The organism is Pseudomonas sp., from assembly GCF_049645325.1.
Classification (GTDB): domain Bacteria; phylum Pseudomonadota; class Gammaproteobacteria; order Pseudomonadales; family Pseudomonadaceae; genus Aquipseudomonas.
In genome coordinates, this window is the sequence record NZ_JBARTQ010000159.1 from 1 (window position 1) to 15,910 (window position 15,910).

The 15,910-nt window shown below is 62.6% G+C and carries 13 protein-coding genes; 12 read left to right on the forward strand and 1 reads right to left on the reverse strand.

Annotated features, from left to right (window positions below; translation table 11 throughout):
• A partial coding sequence (locus WBB95_RS07275; RefSeq protein WP_424486952.1) for a hypothetical protein occupies nt 1-201 on the reverse strand: 201 nt, incomplete at its 3' end.
• 379 nt (nt 202-580) lie between these two features.
• Here WBB95_RS07275 and WBB95_RS07280 point away from each other — a divergent pair.
• From WBB95_RS07280 to WBB95_RS07335, 12 genes are all read left to right on the forward strand, one after another.
• The gene (locus tag WBB95_RS07280; RefSeq protein ID WP_424486953.1) at nt 581-2,020 is read left to right on the forward strand and encodes an undecaprenyl-phosphate glucose phosphotransferase; all 1,440 of its coding nucleotides are present in this window, start codon (nt 581-583) and stop codon (nt 2,018-2,020) included.
• Nucleotides 2,020-3,480, forward strand: a complete 1,461-nt coding sequence (locus WBB95_RS07285) for a mannose-1-phosphate guanylyltransferase/mannose-6-phosphate isomerase (RefSeq protein ID WP_424486954.1) — start codon at nt 2,020-2,022, stop codon at nt 3,478-3,480. The genes WBB95_RS07280 and WBB95_RS07285 overlap by 1 nt, the downstream gene beginning before the upstream one ends.
• A 1-nt stretch (nt 3,481) precedes the next feature.
• Nucleotides 3,482-4,393, forward strand: coding sequence for a glycosyltransferase family 2 protein (locus WBB95_RS07290; RefSeq protein WP_424486955.1), 912 nt, complete (start codon nt 3,482-3,484; stop codon nt 4,391-4,393).
• 29 nt (nt 4,394-4,422) lie between these two features.
• The gene (locus WBB95_RS07295) at nt 4,423-5,199 is read left to right on the forward strand and encodes a polysaccharide biosynthesis/export family protein (RefSeq protein WP_424486956.1); all 777 of its coding nucleotides are present in this window, start codon (nt 4,423-4,425) and stop codon (nt 5,197-5,199) included.
• Nucleotides 5,200-5,213: 14 nt separating this feature from the next.
• Nucleotides 5,214-7,205, forward strand: a complete 1,992-nt coding sequence (locus WBB95_RS07300) for a GumC family protein (protein ID WP_424486957.1) — start codon at nt 5,214-5,216, stop codon at nt 7,203-7,205.
• Nucleotides 7,205-8,395 (forward strand): glycosyltransferase, encoded by a 1,191-nt coding sequence (locus WBB95_RS07305; RefSeq protein ID WP_424486958.1) that lies wholly within the window; start codon nt 7,205-7,207, stop codon nt 8,393-8,395. The genes WBB95_RS07300 and WBB95_RS07305 overlap by 1 nt, the downstream gene beginning before the upstream one ends.
• Nucleotides 8,385-9,713 carry a cellulase family glycosylhydrolase gene (locus WBB95_RS07310; RefSeq protein WP_424486959.1) on the forward strand — a complete coding sequence of 443 codons (1,329 nt, stop codon included), beginning with the start codon at nt 8,385-8,387 and terminating at the stop codon, nt 9,711-9,713. Before WBB95_RS07305 ends, WBB95_RS07310 begins: the two co-directional genes overlap by 11 nt.
• A 6-nt stretch (nt 9,714-9,719) precedes the next feature.
• Complete coding sequence (locus WBB95_RS07315; protein WP_424486960.1) at nt 9,720-10,937, forward strand: glycosyltransferase family 4 protein; 1,218 nt, start codon at nt 9,720-9,722, stop codon at nt 10,935-10,937.
• Nucleotides 10,928-12,031, forward strand: coding sequence for a glycosyltransferase family 4 protein (locus WBB95_RS07320; protein WP_424486961.1), 1,104 nt, complete (start codon nt 10,928-10,930; stop codon nt 12,029-12,031). Before WBB95_RS07315 ends, WBB95_RS07320 begins: the two co-directional genes overlap by 10 nt.
• A complete protein-coding gene (locus WBB95_RS07325; RefSeq protein WP_424486962.1) occupies nt 12,028-13,461 on the forward strand; it encodes an O-antigen ligase family protein in 1,434 nt (477 codons plus the stop codon). The genes WBB95_RS07320 and WBB95_RS07325 overlap by 4 nt, the downstream gene beginning before the upstream one ends.
• A gap of 2 nt (nt 13,462-13,463) precedes the next feature.
• On the forward strand, nt 13,464-14,873 hold the full coding sequence (murJ, locus tag WBB95_RS07330) for a murein biosynthesis integral membrane protein MurJ (RefSeq protein WP_424486963.1): 1,410 nt from the start codon (nt 13,464-13,466) through the stop codon (nt 14,871-14,873).
• Nucleotides 14,874-14,916: 43 nt separating this feature from the next.
• A partial coding sequence (locus WBB95_RS07335) for an acyltransferase family protein (RefSeq protein WP_424486964.1) occupies nt 14,917-15,910 on the forward strand: 994 nt, incomplete at its 3' end.

Below are 15,910 nucleotides of genomic sequence, written 5' to 3' on the forward strand. Positions count from 1 at the left end.
GCGCTTTTCGAAAGTGACCCGCTGTAAGAGCGGAACCCATACAAGCCATGACCCAAATAACGGATATGCCCCCAACCAACTTCCAAATAACAACCCACCAGCCCCCGCCATAAAAGTATTTACAGCAAGATTTAAAGGCAACTTCCAATCCTCTCCAAGCCCCGTTAGCAGGGCACTTAAAGCGCAAATCCATACTTTCACGTCCCCTTTTCCTACCTCTTTTTGAAAAAGGTTTTCCTTTCGAACAGGAAAATTCTCACATTTGTTCCTACACTCAAAATCACTCCCTTTCACCCAGTGCCCGCACAAGGAAAGTCAATAAAATGCCGAAAAAGATCCTGGTTAACCTGTCTAGCACGCCACCTCCGCACCACTGTCAATTCGTTGACTGAACGATTAAAAGGAACACTCCTTAAGTCACTACCCCCGCACATTTCCTTCATTTGGATAGTTCATCTGGATGAAAACAGTTGCGTTTTACCCAGAGTAGCCGCCGTTCGACAGACCCCGGATAAGCAGGTCGCTGTTTATTGTTGAAACAGTCGAACAGAAAGCCTGGAGTGCAATGAGGGATGTTTTTATGCGAGAGAAGTCGTCAGTCGATAGCCTGTTCCTGACCCGCGCCGGATTTGTTGAATTTTTTGTAGTTTTCGTCAAATCAGTCCATGGCCTCACGGCCATTTTGCCGCCACTGGTGTTGGTGCTTTTCATCGACCCAGTGGACCCGGAGCTGCGCTCCCACTTCCTCGGCCTGCTGCTGTTTTTCGCGATCCTGACGGTTATTCTGTTTCAGGCAATGGGCATCTATTCCGAAGAGCTGTTCAGCAACCGCCTGCGCCTGCGGACCAAGACTGTGGCTTGGTCCGCAGCGTTTTGCATCTTGCTGTTCATGTACCAGATTTTGCAGTTTTTCCCGCAATTGACCCCACGAAACCTGGTGGCGTGGTACTTCGCCAGCCTCGGGCTGCTTTGCGTCGAGCGCCTGGTGATGCTGCGCCTGTACCGCAACCTGATGCGCAAAGGCAAATACCTGCAACGCACGGTGATCCTTGGCTTCACCGACACCGCCGTGCATGTCGCCGACCACCTGCAACGCAATGGCGATATTCGTTCCGGCCTGATCGGCTTTATCGATGACCGCACCGAGCGCATTCCTAAAGAGCTGAGCAACCTGCCGTTGCTGGGCAACACCCGCGACCTGGAAAAACTGATCCGTGCCGAACAGGTTAACCAAGTGATGATCTGCCTGCCGTGGGCCGCCGAGCAGCGTATTCACGGGCTGGTGAATCGCCTGCGGCAAATGTCGGTGAACGTGATGCTGGTGCCGGACATGGCCGCACTGCGCTATGGCCACAGCCGCATCACCGACGTCGGCGGTATCTTGATGTTCAACACCTCGCAGTTGCCGCTGCGCGGCTGGTCGCCGGTGATCAAGCGCTGTGAAGACCTCCTGCTCGCCAGCCTGGCGCTGGTGGCGCTGTCGCCGGTGATGCTGGCGACGGCGATTGCGATCAAGCTCGATTCCAAAGGCCCGGTGCTGTTTCGCCAGAACCGTTATGGCTACAACGACAATGAAATCCGCGTGTTCAAGTTCCGCTCGATGTTCACCGAGCAGAGCGACTTCACCGCCGAGCAACAGACCACCCGCAAAGACCCGCGCATCACTCGCGTCGGCCGCATCATCCGCAAGACCAGCATCGACGAGCTGCCGCAACTGTTCAACGTGCTGCTGGGCAACATGTCCATGGTCGGCCCGCGTCCTCATGCCACGGCCACCAAAGCCGCGGGTATTCCCTTCGAAGTCGCGGTGAGTGAGTACAGCTCGCGGCATCGGGTCAAGCCGGGCATTACCGGTTGGGCGCAAATCAATGGTTACCGGGGTGAGACCGACACCCTGTACAAGATCCAGAAACGTGTCGAGTACGACCTGGAGTACATCTCCAAATGGTCGGTGTGGTTTGACTTGTACATCGTCTTCATGACGGTCCCCGCCGTCCTTTCCACCAAGGAAGTCTATTGATGAATACCCTCAACGGATTAATTCCCTGCATTATTTCCGGTGGTTCGGGCACACGGCTGTGGCCGGTGTCCCGGCAGAACATGCCCAAGCCTTTCATGCGCATGCGTGACGGCCAGAGCCTGCTGCAGAAAACCTTCCAGCGCGCGGCCAAATTGCCGGGGGTTGAAAGCGTGCTCACGGTGACCAACCGCGACCTGCTGTTTCGCACCCTCGACGACTACCGTGGGGTCAACAAGGCTCACCTGCCCCTCGACCTGCTGCTGGAGCCGTTCGGGCGCAACACCGCGGCGGCCATCGCCGTGGCGGCCCTGCATGTGCAGGAGCATTTCGGCGACGACGCGCAGTTACTGGTGATGCCCGCCGACCATTTGATCCTCAATGAAGTGGCGTTTGCGCAGGCTGTGAGCGAGGCCCGCGACCTTGCCGAGGCGGGCTACCTGGTGACCTTCGGCATCCAGCCCGATCACCCGGAAACCGGCTTTGGCTACATCGAAAAAGGCGAGGCGCTGGGCACCGGCAACCGGGTCAAACGGTTTGTCGAAAAACCCGACCTGGCCACCGCCCAAGCCTACCTCGACGGTGGAAAACACCTGTGGAACGCCGGCATGTTCTGCTTCAAGGCCAGCACGTTGGTAGAAGAACTCGCCGCCCACGCCCCCGACGTGCTGACGGCAGCCAAAGCTGCGCTGGAACACAGCCAGAGCCTGCAAAACAAAACCTCGCGCCAGCGCGAGCTGGATTTGGACGCCTTCGGCAGCGCGCCGGACATTTCCATCGACGTAGCGTTGATGGAGAAGTCCAAGCAAGTCGCCGTGGTGCCCTGCGACATCGGCTGGAGCGACATCGGTTCCTGGGAAGCCCTGCGCCAGCTCACACCGAGCGACGCGCATGGCAACCAGGTCAATGGCGAAGCGATTTTGCATGACGTGCACAACTGCTACATCGACTCGCCCAAGCGCGTACTCGGCGCCGTCGGCGTGCGTGACCTGATCATCGTCGACACCCCGGATGCGCTGCTGATCGCCGACGCCAACCGCAGCCAGGACGTGCGCTACATCGTCGCCGAACTCAAGCGCCAGAACCATCCGGCGTTCAGCCTGCACCGCACCGTCACCCGGCCATGGGGCACCTACACGGTGCTGGAGGAAAGCAGCCGGTTCAAGATCAAGCGTATCGTGGTCAAGCCGCAAGCCTCGCTGTCGTTGCAGATGCACCACCACCGCAGCGAGCACTGGGTGGTGGTCAGTGGCGCCGCGCAGATCACCAATGGCGAGCGTGAATTCCTGATCAACGCCAACGAGTCCACCTACATTCCCGCCGGGCACAAACACCGCCTGACCAACCCCGGCATCATCGACCTGGTGATGATCGAGGTGCAGAGTGGCGAGTACCTGGGCGAAGACGACATCGTGCGCTTTGACGACATCTATGGGCGTGCGCCTGCAGAAGTGAAGAAGTGACATGCGCACCTCGTTGATCATCCCGACCCGCAACGCGTCCAGTCATCTGGCGAGGCTGCTGCCTGCGCTGAAGAGGCAGACGCTGCAACCGGACGAAACGCTGGTGGTCGACAGCGCCTCCAGCGATGACACCGTGGCGCGCTTTCGCGAGTTCGGCGCCCGGGTCGAGGTGATCGACGCGCGCGATTTCAACCACGGCGGCACACGGCGCTGGGCCAGTGAGCAGGTGGCCGGCGACGCCCTGATCGTCATGACCCAGGACGCGATCCCGGCCGACCCCGAGACCTTCGCCAACCTGCTCGATGAATTGCAGCAAGACCCGCTCAACGGCGTGGCCTACGGGCGCCAGTTGCCACACCCCGGCGCCGGCGTGCTGGGCGCGCAGTCGCGGCACTTCAACTACCCGGACCAGAGCCGCAGCAAGAGCCTGGCGGATGCGCCTGAATTGGGGATCAAGACCTGCTTCAGCTCCGACTCGTTTTCAGTCTACCGACGCAGCGCGTTGCAGGCCGTCGGTGGCTTTCCCGCCGACGTGATCGGCAGCGAAGACGCCTATGTGGCCGCACGCATGCTGCTCGAAGGCTACAAGGTGCGCTACGCCGCCTCCGCGCGGGTGTACCACTCCCACGATTACCGACTCATGGATGAGTTTCACCGCTACTTCGACATTGGCGTGTTCTATGGGCGTGAGCCGTGGATTCGCCAGGCGTTTGGCGATGCCGGCGGTGAAGGTAAACGCTATGTACTGGCTGAGCTCGCGGCATTGCGCGCAGCCGGTGCATTGCACCGCGTACCCGAAGTCCTGGTGCGCAGCGCGTTCAAGTTGCTCGGCTACCGGCTGGGCTATCTGGAGCGCCGCCTCCCCGTCGCGCTCAAGCGGCGCATCAGCATGTTCCCCGGTTATTGGAGGTGAGCATCATGACCTACAGGAAGTCCCCCTTGATGAAACGAACCCTGCTCGTTGTGGCCATGCTCGCTTTGGCTGCCTGCAATACACCGGCACGCATTGTCCCGCCGGACGACAAGACCGTCGAGGACGGCAAGCACGCCCTCGACCAGTTGGCACAGCTACCGCCGGCGGTGGAGCGCATCCGTGTCGGCGACCAGTTGCGCATCGTGCGTGATGCGGGCGAGATGCCAACGCTGTCGGCGTTCAACGTCAGCACTATCTACGAGTTGACGCTGTACACGGTGCAAACCGACGGCAAGATCAACTACCCGTTCCTGGGGCCGATCCAGGTGGCCGGGCGCCCGCCATCGGACCTCGCGACCGAGCTGAGCAACAAACTTGCGCCGGTCTACCGCGAGCCACGGGTGACCGTGAACATCAACCAGGCACCGGGTAATTCGGTGATCGTCGGCGGCGCGGTGAATAACCCGACGGCGGTGCAGATCGGCACGGCCAATACGTTAGAGCAAGCGATTATCGGCGCCGGCGGGGTCAACCCATCGGGCGATGCGAGCATGGTGGCGCTGCTGCGCGAAGACGCCCAGGGCGCCTATCGCGCCTACTTCCTGGACTTCAGCCAATACCTCAAAACCGGCCCCAACGGGCGTAAACAGGTGCGCCTGCAACGGGGGGATGTGGTGTTCGTGCCCAAATCCAACGTCGGCGAACGCATCCAAGGGGTGGATACCTACTTGAACCAACTGATCCCGTTCACCAAGTCGATCGGGGTTGGCTACAACTACACCCGAACCAGCGGCAGCAGTAACTAAAGGAGCGACATCCCATGATCGAGATCCGTTCTTTTCGTGATCTTCTGCGTCTGTTCTTCATCTTCCGGCACGAGTTCAAGCTGGCGGCCATCGCGGCGCTGGTGATCATCTTGCTGGGGGCTTTTTTACTGCCGGCCAAGTACGAGTCCACTGCACGCCTGCTGGTAAAACCGGGGCGTGACTCGACCCTGCCGATCGAGATCAGCAACCGCCAGGCGCTGGTAATGCCCAGCACCCAGCGCGACCCGATTGTCGACGAGGAGCGCCTGCTCACCGGTCGCCCGATTGTGCGCACGGTGGCCGAGCATTACCTGGAAGTGATCGAGAACGCACCGCCACCGGAAGGCTTCTGGAAGCGCACCAAGCACTACCTCAAGGCGGGCGTCGGTGGCGTATTCGATGGCCTGCGCGTGGTACTCGAAACGGTTGGCGTGATCGAAAAAACCACCCCCGTGGAGCGCCTCGCCGCCAGCCTGGAAAAGAGCTTTGAAGTGAGCCACGCCGCGGGTTCCACGGTGATGGACATCAGCTTCAAGTGGGGCGACCCGGAAATTGCCCAGGCGGTGGTCAAAGACTGGATCGAGACCTACATTGCCGAACGTACCCAGGCCCTGGGGCGCAAGAGCCTGTACGCCTTTTATGAAGGCCAGGTGAGCAACAGCGCCACCGAGATCAAGCGCTACAAGGAACAGATCCTCACGCACCTCAACGAGATTGGCGCGGCGAGCATCACCGACCGCCTCGAAGACCTCTCCGAGCGCATCAACGTGCTGCGCGGCGAGACCTTCAACACCACCCGTTTGATCGCCTCCTCCGACAGCGCCATCGACAGCACGCGCACCCAGCTCAAGACCCAGCCCAAGGAAGTGACCACGGTTCGCCAGATTGCGCTGAACCCGCAGCAACAGGACTTGCGTCGCCTGCTCAACCAGAAGCTGCTGGAAAAGGCCGACATGATGCGCACCTACACCGACAACGCGCCGCCGGTCAAAGCCCTGGATGCGTCAATCAGGGCGATGGAGGCCCAGGTCGCGAACGAAAGCAACACGGTACAAAGCTCGGAAAACCGCGCGCCCAACACCTTGGAAATTCACTTGCAGCGCGTGCTGCTGGATGAGTCGAGCAACAACCTGGCCCTGCGCACCCAACTGGTTCAGCAGCAAAAACAACTGGTCAACCTCGAAGCCCAGCGCAAGCAAGCCCTGGAGATAGAACCGGAGCTGGCCCGCCTTTCCCGCGAGCTGAGCGCCACCGAGCGTAACTACGCGCTGTATGTGGATAACCTGGAAAAATCGCGCATCGACCGCGAGCTGGATAACAGCCAGATCAGCAACATCGCCGTGATAGAAGAAGCCACACTGAACCCGGGTCGCATCTTCCCGAAAACCCTGGTGATGCTGATACTGGCGATCCCGTTTGCGATCGTCGTCGGCTTGCTGGTGATCTACCTCTGCTACCTGCTGGACCAGCGTATTCACGACGGTGGCCTGGTGGAGCGCAAGTTCGGCTTGCCGCTGTGGACCACCTTGCCGGAACTGGACACCAGCACCGCGCAGAGTACCAACGCGTTCAATGCGAGCATTTACCGGCTGTACGGCTTGCTGCAACTGGACCGCATCGCCGAACAAGGCCTGACCCTTGGCCTGACCTCGGCGCGCCACGGCGAAGGGGTGACCTTTGTGGTGGAGCAACTGCGCCAATTGCTGCAGGAAAACGGCATCAACGTGCGGGTCGGCGGCGTGGAACCGGCGGCGCCGGGCGAAGTGGTGCTGCTGGATGCCTCAGCGCTGCTGGACAACCGCGATGCGTTTATCAACCTGCGCCGCGCCGACTTGATCGCGCTGGTGGTGGAGGCGCAGAAAAGCACAGTGCCGGTGGTCGAGCACGCGCTGTCGATCCTCAATACGGCATTCGGCAAGGTCGATGGCATCATCATCAACCGACGCAAATTCGAAGTGCCGGCCAAGGTGCTTAAAACCATCGCCAAGTACCGGGGGGCGTTCTGATGCGCATCGCCCTGCTCGCCCCTCTGCCACCGGAAAAAAACGGGATCGCCGATTACGCGAACCACTTCAAGGCGGCGTTGGAGCAAGTGGGCGTGACGGTGGCGACACCGTTGACCGGCGTGGAAGGCAACAGCCAGGCAATCAAGCAGGCCATCAGCGGTTTCGACTGGCGCAGCGTGGACCTGGTCCACGCCGAACTGGGCGGCGGCCGGCTGGGGGAGTTCCTGGCCCTGCGCGACCTGCGCAAGGCTTACCCCAGCCTGCCGCTGACGGCCACCGTGCATGACCCGGAGCGCATCGTGTGGCGGCGCGAGCACCTGCCTTTTCCGCTGAACCTGCTCGAACGCTTGCCCAGCCCGCTGCCACAAGCAGCGGTGGTGCTGGCCGACCCGCTGACCTTGCGCGAAGAGCGCCACGTCGCCAAGGGCCTGACGCGGCTGATCACCCTCACCCGCCTCGGTGCCGAGTGCCTCACCCAGCGCATGCAATTGCCGGCAGGCAAAGTGGCGGTGATCAACCACGCGAACCTCGCGGTGGCACCGGCACCGTTGCCGCCGTTGGACACCCTGCACCTGCTGTACTTCGGTTTTATCTACCGTGGCAAAGGCATTGAAGACCTGCTGCAGGCACTGGCCAATGTCTTCAAACACGCCCCCGAATTGCGTGACCGTGTGCGCCTGACCCTGGCCGGTGGCACCGCCGCCGAAATGGCGTTTGGCGCAGGCGGCAATTACCTGGAGCAGTTGAACAGCCAGATCGCCGACCTCGGCCTGGCAGGCGTCATCGACTGGCGGCTGAACCTGCCGGCCGACGACATTGCCCAGACGATCCAGGCGCACCACGTGATGGTGCTGCCGTACCGCGAATCGAAGAAGCTCGGCCTGTTGGGGCGCCAGCGCGGCACCAGTGGCGCGTTGTCGTGGGCCACCGCGTGCGGCCGTGGGGCGATTACGTCCAACGCCCGGGCGTTTGCCGAGGAAGTCGCCAGCGGTAACGGCGCCATCTACCCCGAAGGCGATGTGAACGCCCTTAGCGAACAACTGTTGCGCCTGGCGCGCATGCCGTCACTCGCCCGCGACTGGGCGGAGCGTGCCGGCGAAATTGGCCGCGAACGCCTGTGGCCGCTGACGGCGCAGCAGTTCAAGCAGCTCTTCGAGCAGGCGATTGCAGGAGCCCCATATGGCGCGTAAACGCACGTATTTGGCCACCCTCGCCGTGGTCGCCGCCCTCGGCCTGACGGCCTTCATGTGGGGGCGCCAGGCCGACGCCGAGAACCATGTGCTCAAGGGCAGCAAAGTGGTGGTGTGGAAGGATTTCCTCGGTGTAAACGCGCAGTTCCTGTGGTTCAGCCCCGAGCGTTATCAACTGCAGATCGACCGCCTCAAGGCCCTGGGCCTGCAATGGGTGCGCCTGGACCTGCACTGGGACCAATTGGAGCCGGTGGAGAACCAGTACCAGGTGGCAACCCTGGATCAATTGGTCGGCAACCTGCAAACCAACCAGCTCAAGTCGGTGTTCTACCTGGTCGGCTCGGCGCCCTTCGCCACCAGTGCGCCGGTGGGTGCGCCGTATCAGGACCAGTACCCGCCGACGGACCCGAACGTGTTCGCCACGCGCATGGCGTTGCTGTCGCAGCGCTACCCCAGTGTCGATGCCTGGCAGGTGTGGAACGAACCGAACTTGCTCGGCTTCTGGCGGCCCGTGGCAGATCCCGCAGGGTACGCGGCCCTGTTGACCGCCACCGCCAATGCCTTGCGCGCGGTGAACCCGAACAAACCGGTGGTGGCTGCCGGCATGGCGTTTTTCAGTGAAATGCCCAACGGCCAGACCATGCTCGACGCCCTTGGCGCCTTGGGCGTGGCGAGCCTGAACACCACTATTTCTTACCACCCCTACACCCAGCTGCCCGAAGGCAATGACCCGGCCAACCTCGACTTTATCGCCAAGACCACCGCCCTCAACCAGGCGTTGCGCAACGGTGGCGTGCATACCCTGTGGAGCACCGAGTGGGGCTGGTCGACGTATACCGGGCCCAAAGACGCCCAGGACATCATCACGCTGCAAGGCCAGGCCGATTACATCGTGCGCCGCGTGGCACTGATGAGCGCGATGGATTACGACAAGATTTTCCTCTTCACCCTGAGCGACCTCGACCAGCGCGCCAGCGTGCGCGACCAGTCCTATGGCCTGCTCGACATCGACGCCAACCCCAAGCCCGCCTACACCGCGCTGAAGAATTTCCTCGACGTCAGCGGGCCGCAACTCACGCCCGGCGACCCGCCCACCGCCGACCAATTGCCCGACGGCTTGTTCAGCATCGGCTGGACCCGCGCCGATGGCCACAAACTGTGGTTCTTCTGGTCGGTCCAGGGCGGCAACGCGCACTTGCCGAACCTGACCGGCGCCACCCTGTACGACCCGCTGCGCGGCACGCAAACCCCGGTGAGCGGCACCAACGGCCTGACCGTACCGGTCAAGTCGAACCTGCAAATTCTGTTATGGGATTAGCCCGCCATGCGCATTTTATGGATCCTGCCCTACTCGCCCTGGCCCGCCACCAGCGGCGGCAAGACGCGCCAGTTCCATTTGCTGCGCAGCCTGGCTGCGCGTGGGCATCGCATCACCTTGCTGTTGCATGACAAACACCCGGTGTCGTTGACCGATCGCCAGGTGTTGGAGGCTTTCCTGGAACAGGTGATCATTCTGCCGCGTCGCCCGTTGCGCAGCCTCAAAACCCTGGTGGCCGGGTTGTTTGCGCCTTATCCGCTGCTGGCCAGTGTGAACGGCCTGTCGGGCGCGTTGCAGGACACCTTCAATCAATTGCTCAACGAGCATTGGGACGTGGTGCAGATTGAGCACACCTACACCTTCCAACCGTACGAAGACGCCCTGGCGCGTAAATCCCAGCCTTTTGTGCTGACCGAACACAATGTCGAGTCGGCACTGGGCGCGGCCACGTATGACCGCCTGCCACGCTGGGCGCTGCCCTTCATTCGTTACGATCAATGGCGCTACAGCCGCTGGGAACACCGCGTCATGCGCCAGGCCACGCAGGTGGTGGCGGTGACTGACAGTGACGCGCAGGTGCTGGAGACAATCGCCGGCAAACCGGTGTCGGTGGTGGTCAATGGCGTGGACTGTGATCACTTTGCCGCCGCCCATCCCGACCCGTCGACCCGCCGCGTGCTGTTTCTCGGCAACTATGAATACGCGCCCAACGTGGATGCCATCGAGTGGGCACTCGATGAGATTCTGCCCAAGGTCTGGGAACGTTGCCCGCAGGCGCGCATGAGCGTGTGCGGGTTCGGTATGCCTGACAGCTGGCGTGAGCGCTGGAAAGACCCGCGCATTGAATGGCAAGGGTTTGTGCCAAACCTGCTGAACCTGCAATCCAGCTGTTCCGTGTTTTTGGCGCCACTGCGCCATGGTGGCGGTTCCAAACTCAAAGTGCTGGAAGCCCTGGCCGCCGGGCTGCCGCTGGCCAGCACCGAGCAAGGCGTATCGGGCCTGGACCTGGTCGAAGGCCTGGACTACCTCGGTGGCCAAACCGCCGCCAGCCTGGCGGACGCCGTGGTGCGCCTGCTGCAGTTTCCCGAGGCCGCCGCGCCCATGGGCGAAGCCGGCCGCGCCTATGTGCGCCGCGCCCATGACTGGAGCGTCGCCGCCAGCCAGCTGGAACAGGTATATGCACGCCTGGCGCCGCTTAATCAAAAGGAGCCCGCATGCGTATAGGCCTGGATTACCGCACCGTCGGCACCTCGCCGCAATCGGGGATCAGCCGCCAGGTGTACGCCCTGGAAGATGCCCTGCGCAGCCTGCCGGACATCGAGCTTGAGCGGTTTGCCGTGGCGCCTTTGGGCGATGAAAGCCGTTTTCAGGCCCACTGCCCGGCCTGGGGTTGCGCCAAAACGGCCATGCACCAGCCGCACAATCGCCTGCGCTTCGAGGCTGGTTTTCTGCCCAAGGCGTTGCGTGAGCAGCATATCGACCTGTACATCAGCACCTTCAATATGGGCTTGCCGCTGCCGCCCACCCCCAAAGGCTTGCGCACCGTGGTGCTGTTGCATGACCTGTTCCAGATCACCTTGAACAACTACCACGCCAACCGTTTGAAGGCGCTGATCTACAAGACCAGCGATCGCCTGTCGATTGCCTATGCGGTGCACAGCGCCGACCGCGTGTGGACCCCTTCGCAGTACAGCGCGGACGAAACTGCGCGACTGTTCCCCAAGGCAGCCGACAAGATCCGCGTGCTGCCCAACCAGGTGGACGGTTTTATCGAGCTGGCGGCGGACCTAACGGCACGCCAGCTGCCCGAGGCTTATTGGTTGCTGGTGGGCACCCGTGAGTTGCGCAAGAACGTGCCGTTTCTGGTGGACGCCTGGCAACAGGCGCGCCAGCGCTCTGCCGCCGTACCGGAACTGGTGCTGGTGGGCAGCCTTGAGCATTTGCCCGAGGCCCAGCGCAACTTGCCGGGCATTCGCGCCTTGAGTGGCGTGTCGGATGCCGAATTGCATGCCCTGTACCGCCGAGCCTCGCGCCTGTGGCAGCCGTCCTATGCCGAAGGCTTCGGCTTGCCGGTGATCGAAGCGCTGAGCGTCGGCACGCCGGTCGCGGTGGCCAGCGGCACTTCGCTGGATGAAATCACCCCGCCGTCGGCGCCGCGTTTCTCGCCCACCGACGGCCCGGCGCTGGTGCAACTGATGGTCGACCTGATAGGGCGCCCGACGGAAGAATCACCCGAGCAGCGCAGGGTGTGGGCACAACGTTTCAATCATCAGGCTTATCGCCGGCGCCTGGCCGAACTGATCGAGGAATTGAAATGAGATTCTCCCTGGCTAGCCTCGTCGCCATCCTGTTCGGCCTGATGTTGGGTGCCCTGGCCTTGCTGCTGTCACCGGCCAAGGCGTTCCTCGCCGTGATCGGCCTGGCCGCCGCAGTGACCATCCTGCGCTTCCCGTTCTGGGGCTTACTGCTGTTCGCCGGTATCGCGACGTTCATGCCCTACTCGACCATCGACCTGGGGATTCGCAGCACGGTGAGCGAGGCCATTCTCGCCCTGACCTGGGGCGCGGTGCTGTGGCACAGCTTCCTGTCGCGCGTGCCCGACACCCCGAGCCTGTCGCGGCGCCCCACCGACCAGATGCTGGTGTGGCTGATGCTGTTCAGTGTGTTCCCGTTTATCGTCGGCCAAGTGACCATCAACGCCGACACCAGCGGCGTGGCCAACTGGCTGCGCTGGTTGCTGAGCCTGTCGGCGGTGTTCCTCTGCGCCAAGTTGCTGGTGGGCTACAAGCAGCGTGAAGCGCTGGTCATCGCGTTGCTGACGGGCACGCTGGCGATGCTGGTGCTGTCGATTGCGGTGTTCGTGCGCACCCGTTCAGGGGCGGGTATTGCGCCGATCCTGGCGGTGTTCAATTACGGCAACTTCGACATGTTGAAATTCGGCCTGGAAGCGATGTCATCGCGCATGGGCTCGCCGTGGATGCACCCGAATGCCATCGGCGGGATCATGGCGCTGCTGCTGCCCTTGGCGTTCTGCTACGGCATGACCGAACAAGGCTGGAAACGCGCGCTGGGCCTGGGCGTGGCGTGCCTGGGCGCGGCTGCTTTGCTGTTGGCCAGTAGCCGCGGCGCGATGGTCAGCCTGGCGCTGGTGCTGATGTGGATGGCCACCCGGCGCGTGCCGTACACCGGGCGGCTGTTGATGATTGGCGCGGCGCTGACCGTGGCGCTGGTCATGGCTTATCCGCCATTGCAGGACCGCCTGGCGACGATATTTTCCTCGGACAACGCCAGCACCGAGGTGCGTTTTGACGAGTACCGCATGTTCCCTCAGGCGATGGCGGCGTACCCGTTTGGCATCGGCTTCAAGGTCGACCCGCCGGTGCCCGGCACGCACTTTCTGGGGATCTCCAACCTGTGGCTGAACTTCATCTACAAGACCGGCATCGTCGGCATGCTGCTGTTTGTGGCGGTGACCGTGCGCTGGTGGCGCGAAGCACGCCCGGAAAAAGGCCCGATCCGCCTGACCAAGGACAACGCGTTGTGGCTGGGCAGCACGGCGGGGATTCTCTCGGCACTGGTCAGCGGGCTGTTTGACCACTACTTCAGTTTTGCGGTGGTGATGGTCGCGCTGTTCTGGCTGATGGTGGGGCTCAATGTGCTGGAGGCACGGCGGCTGTTCCCGGCGCGCCTGCCCCAGGTCAAGACGGTGGCGTTCCGCAAACCGATCCTTGACGGCGCGCGGCCTTAACCATGCTCGGCTCTGCCGTCTGGCTGACCGTCGCGACCTTGTTGGGCTTATGCCTGGGGTTCGCCCGCGAATGGCTGCTGGTGGCTGCGTGGGGCGCGGGGGAGCGCAGTGATGCGTTCCTGATCGCGCTGTTTTTACCCGAAGCATTGCGCATGTCATTGGCCGGTGGCGTGTTGAGCGCCGCCGCCCTGCCGCTGTACCTGCAACGCCACGACGGCGAGCGCCTGGACTGGCTGGCGGTGCTGTTTCCGGCCTTGATGCTGATTGCGCTGGTCACCAGCCTGTTGCTGACGCTGTTGGCGCCGTGGCTGGTGCAGTTGCTCGGCCCCGGGCTGGCGGCCAGCGCGACGGCACTGGCGGCCGGCAACCTGCAGATCGTCGCCTGGTGTGTACCGGGGCTGATGCTGCATGCGCTGTTCAGTATTCCGTTGCAGGCCAGTGAGCGCTTCGTGTTGGCCGGGTTGGGGTCATTGCTGTTCAACCTGCCGCCGGTGACGTACCTCGCGCTGGCAGGCACCGCGACGCAGCCACACGCTCTGGCCCTGGCGTGCCTCGCTGGCAGCCTGTTGATGCCGCTCGCGTTGCTGCCGTCGGTCTGGCGCCAGGGCTGGCGGCCGTGGCGCTGGCAGCTGTCATTCGGCCCCCTGCGCGAACTCGGTCAACGCATCGGCCCACTGTTGTTGAGCAATGGCGCCAGCCAGGGGTTGGCGCTGATTGAGCGGCTGGTCGCATCGCTGCTGGGCGAAGGCGCGGTGACGTGGGTCAACCTCGCTCGCAAGCTGATGAACCTGCCGCTGATTGCACTGATGAGTCTGAACCAAGTACTGCTGGGCATGATGAGCCGCCGCCAGGGCGACGAGCGCCTGGCCCTGCTCAAGCGCGGCCTGGAAACGGCCAGCGTGCTGACCTTACCTGCTGGCGTCGGCTTGGTGGCCGCGGCACCAAGCCTGGTGGCGCTGCTGCTGCCCAAGCAATCGGCCGACTCGCCGTTGCCGTTGTTGCTGGCGTGGTTCGCCGTACCCTTGGTGTTTGGTGCCTGGAACGCGTTGCTCGCGCGCTATGCCTACGCTGCCGGCGATACGCGCCAGCCGCTGCGCTGTGAGCTGCTGGGCAGCCTGGTCAACGTGCTGTTGCTGGGCGCCCTGCCCTTTGTGTTCGGCCTGGCGGGTATCCCGCTGGCAGCACTGGCGGGGGTGATCTGCACCGCATTGCTGCTGATGCAGCGTCAATCGCTGCTCGGCACTCTGCCGTGGGCGCGGCACTGGTTGCTCAGTGCGGTGGTGATGGGGCTGGCGGCGCTGGTGTTGTTTCCAATGAATCGCGTGTGGCTGCAACTGGGGTTGAGCACCTTGGCCGGCGCGGTGGTGTTGCTGGGCATGGGGCTGTGGCTGAAGCCGTGGCGCAAGGCATGAATGACCGATCGAGGGTGAACAGGTGAAACATCGCTGGATTCAAATGGATATCGCCAAAGGCATCGGCATCCTTGTGATCGTGTATGCCCACAGTTGGTTCGTCGCCACGTCCCTGGACCTGATGTACCCGATCCTGGCGTCGTTTGTGTTGCCGTTGTTCTTCTTCCTGTCGGGGGTGTTCTTCAAGCCTGAGCAGCCCTTTGTGGAGATGGCGGTGCGCAAGGCCGACGGCCTGCTCAAACCGTTCTTTTTCACCATGCTGGTGTACGTGATCGTGCGCGACGTGCTGCGCGGGCAACCGCTGCTGCCGGATGTCGGCGGCGTGCTGTATGCCTCGGTGGACACCATTCCGTGGCAGGCGCTGTGGTTTTTGCCGCACTTCTGGGTGGCGATTCTGTTCAGTTGGTTGATGCTGCGGCTGATCCAGCGCCTGAAGTTGTCACTGGTCGTGAGCAGCCTGTTGATGTTCGTGCAACTGCTGATCGGCATCTGGATATTGCCGTGGTTCTGGCAGTTGCCGGTGACTGTCGGCGGGCACACCTGGGTGCTGCCAGGGCTGCCCTTCAGCCTCGATATCACGCTGATCAGCAGTGCCTGCTTCGTCTACGGCTACTTGCTGCGGGACTGGTTGCGCACGCATGCGGGGTCGCTGTTGACCCTGGTGATTTCGCTGGTGCTGTTTGCGGCGGTGTTTCTCTATCGGGGCGACACCATGGACTTGGCTCAACGGCGGTATGACCACTGGTTGTGGACCAGCTTGCTGGCGCTGATTGGCGTGTACCTGTGCTGGGCGCTGGCGCGGGTGCTGATGGTGTCGGCGCTGATTACCCGGGCGATGACGTACATCGGGCAGTCGACGCTGATTCTGTTGATCTTTCATGGGGAGATCCAGCACAAGACGTTTGACCTGATGGAGCGGCTGGGGCTGCATCCGTTCCTGGCGGCGTGTGTGGGGTTGGTGGTGGCGGTGGTGGTGCCGCTGCTGATCGGCGAGGTGATCAAGCGGGTGGGGTTTTTGCGGTTTTTCTATTTTCCGT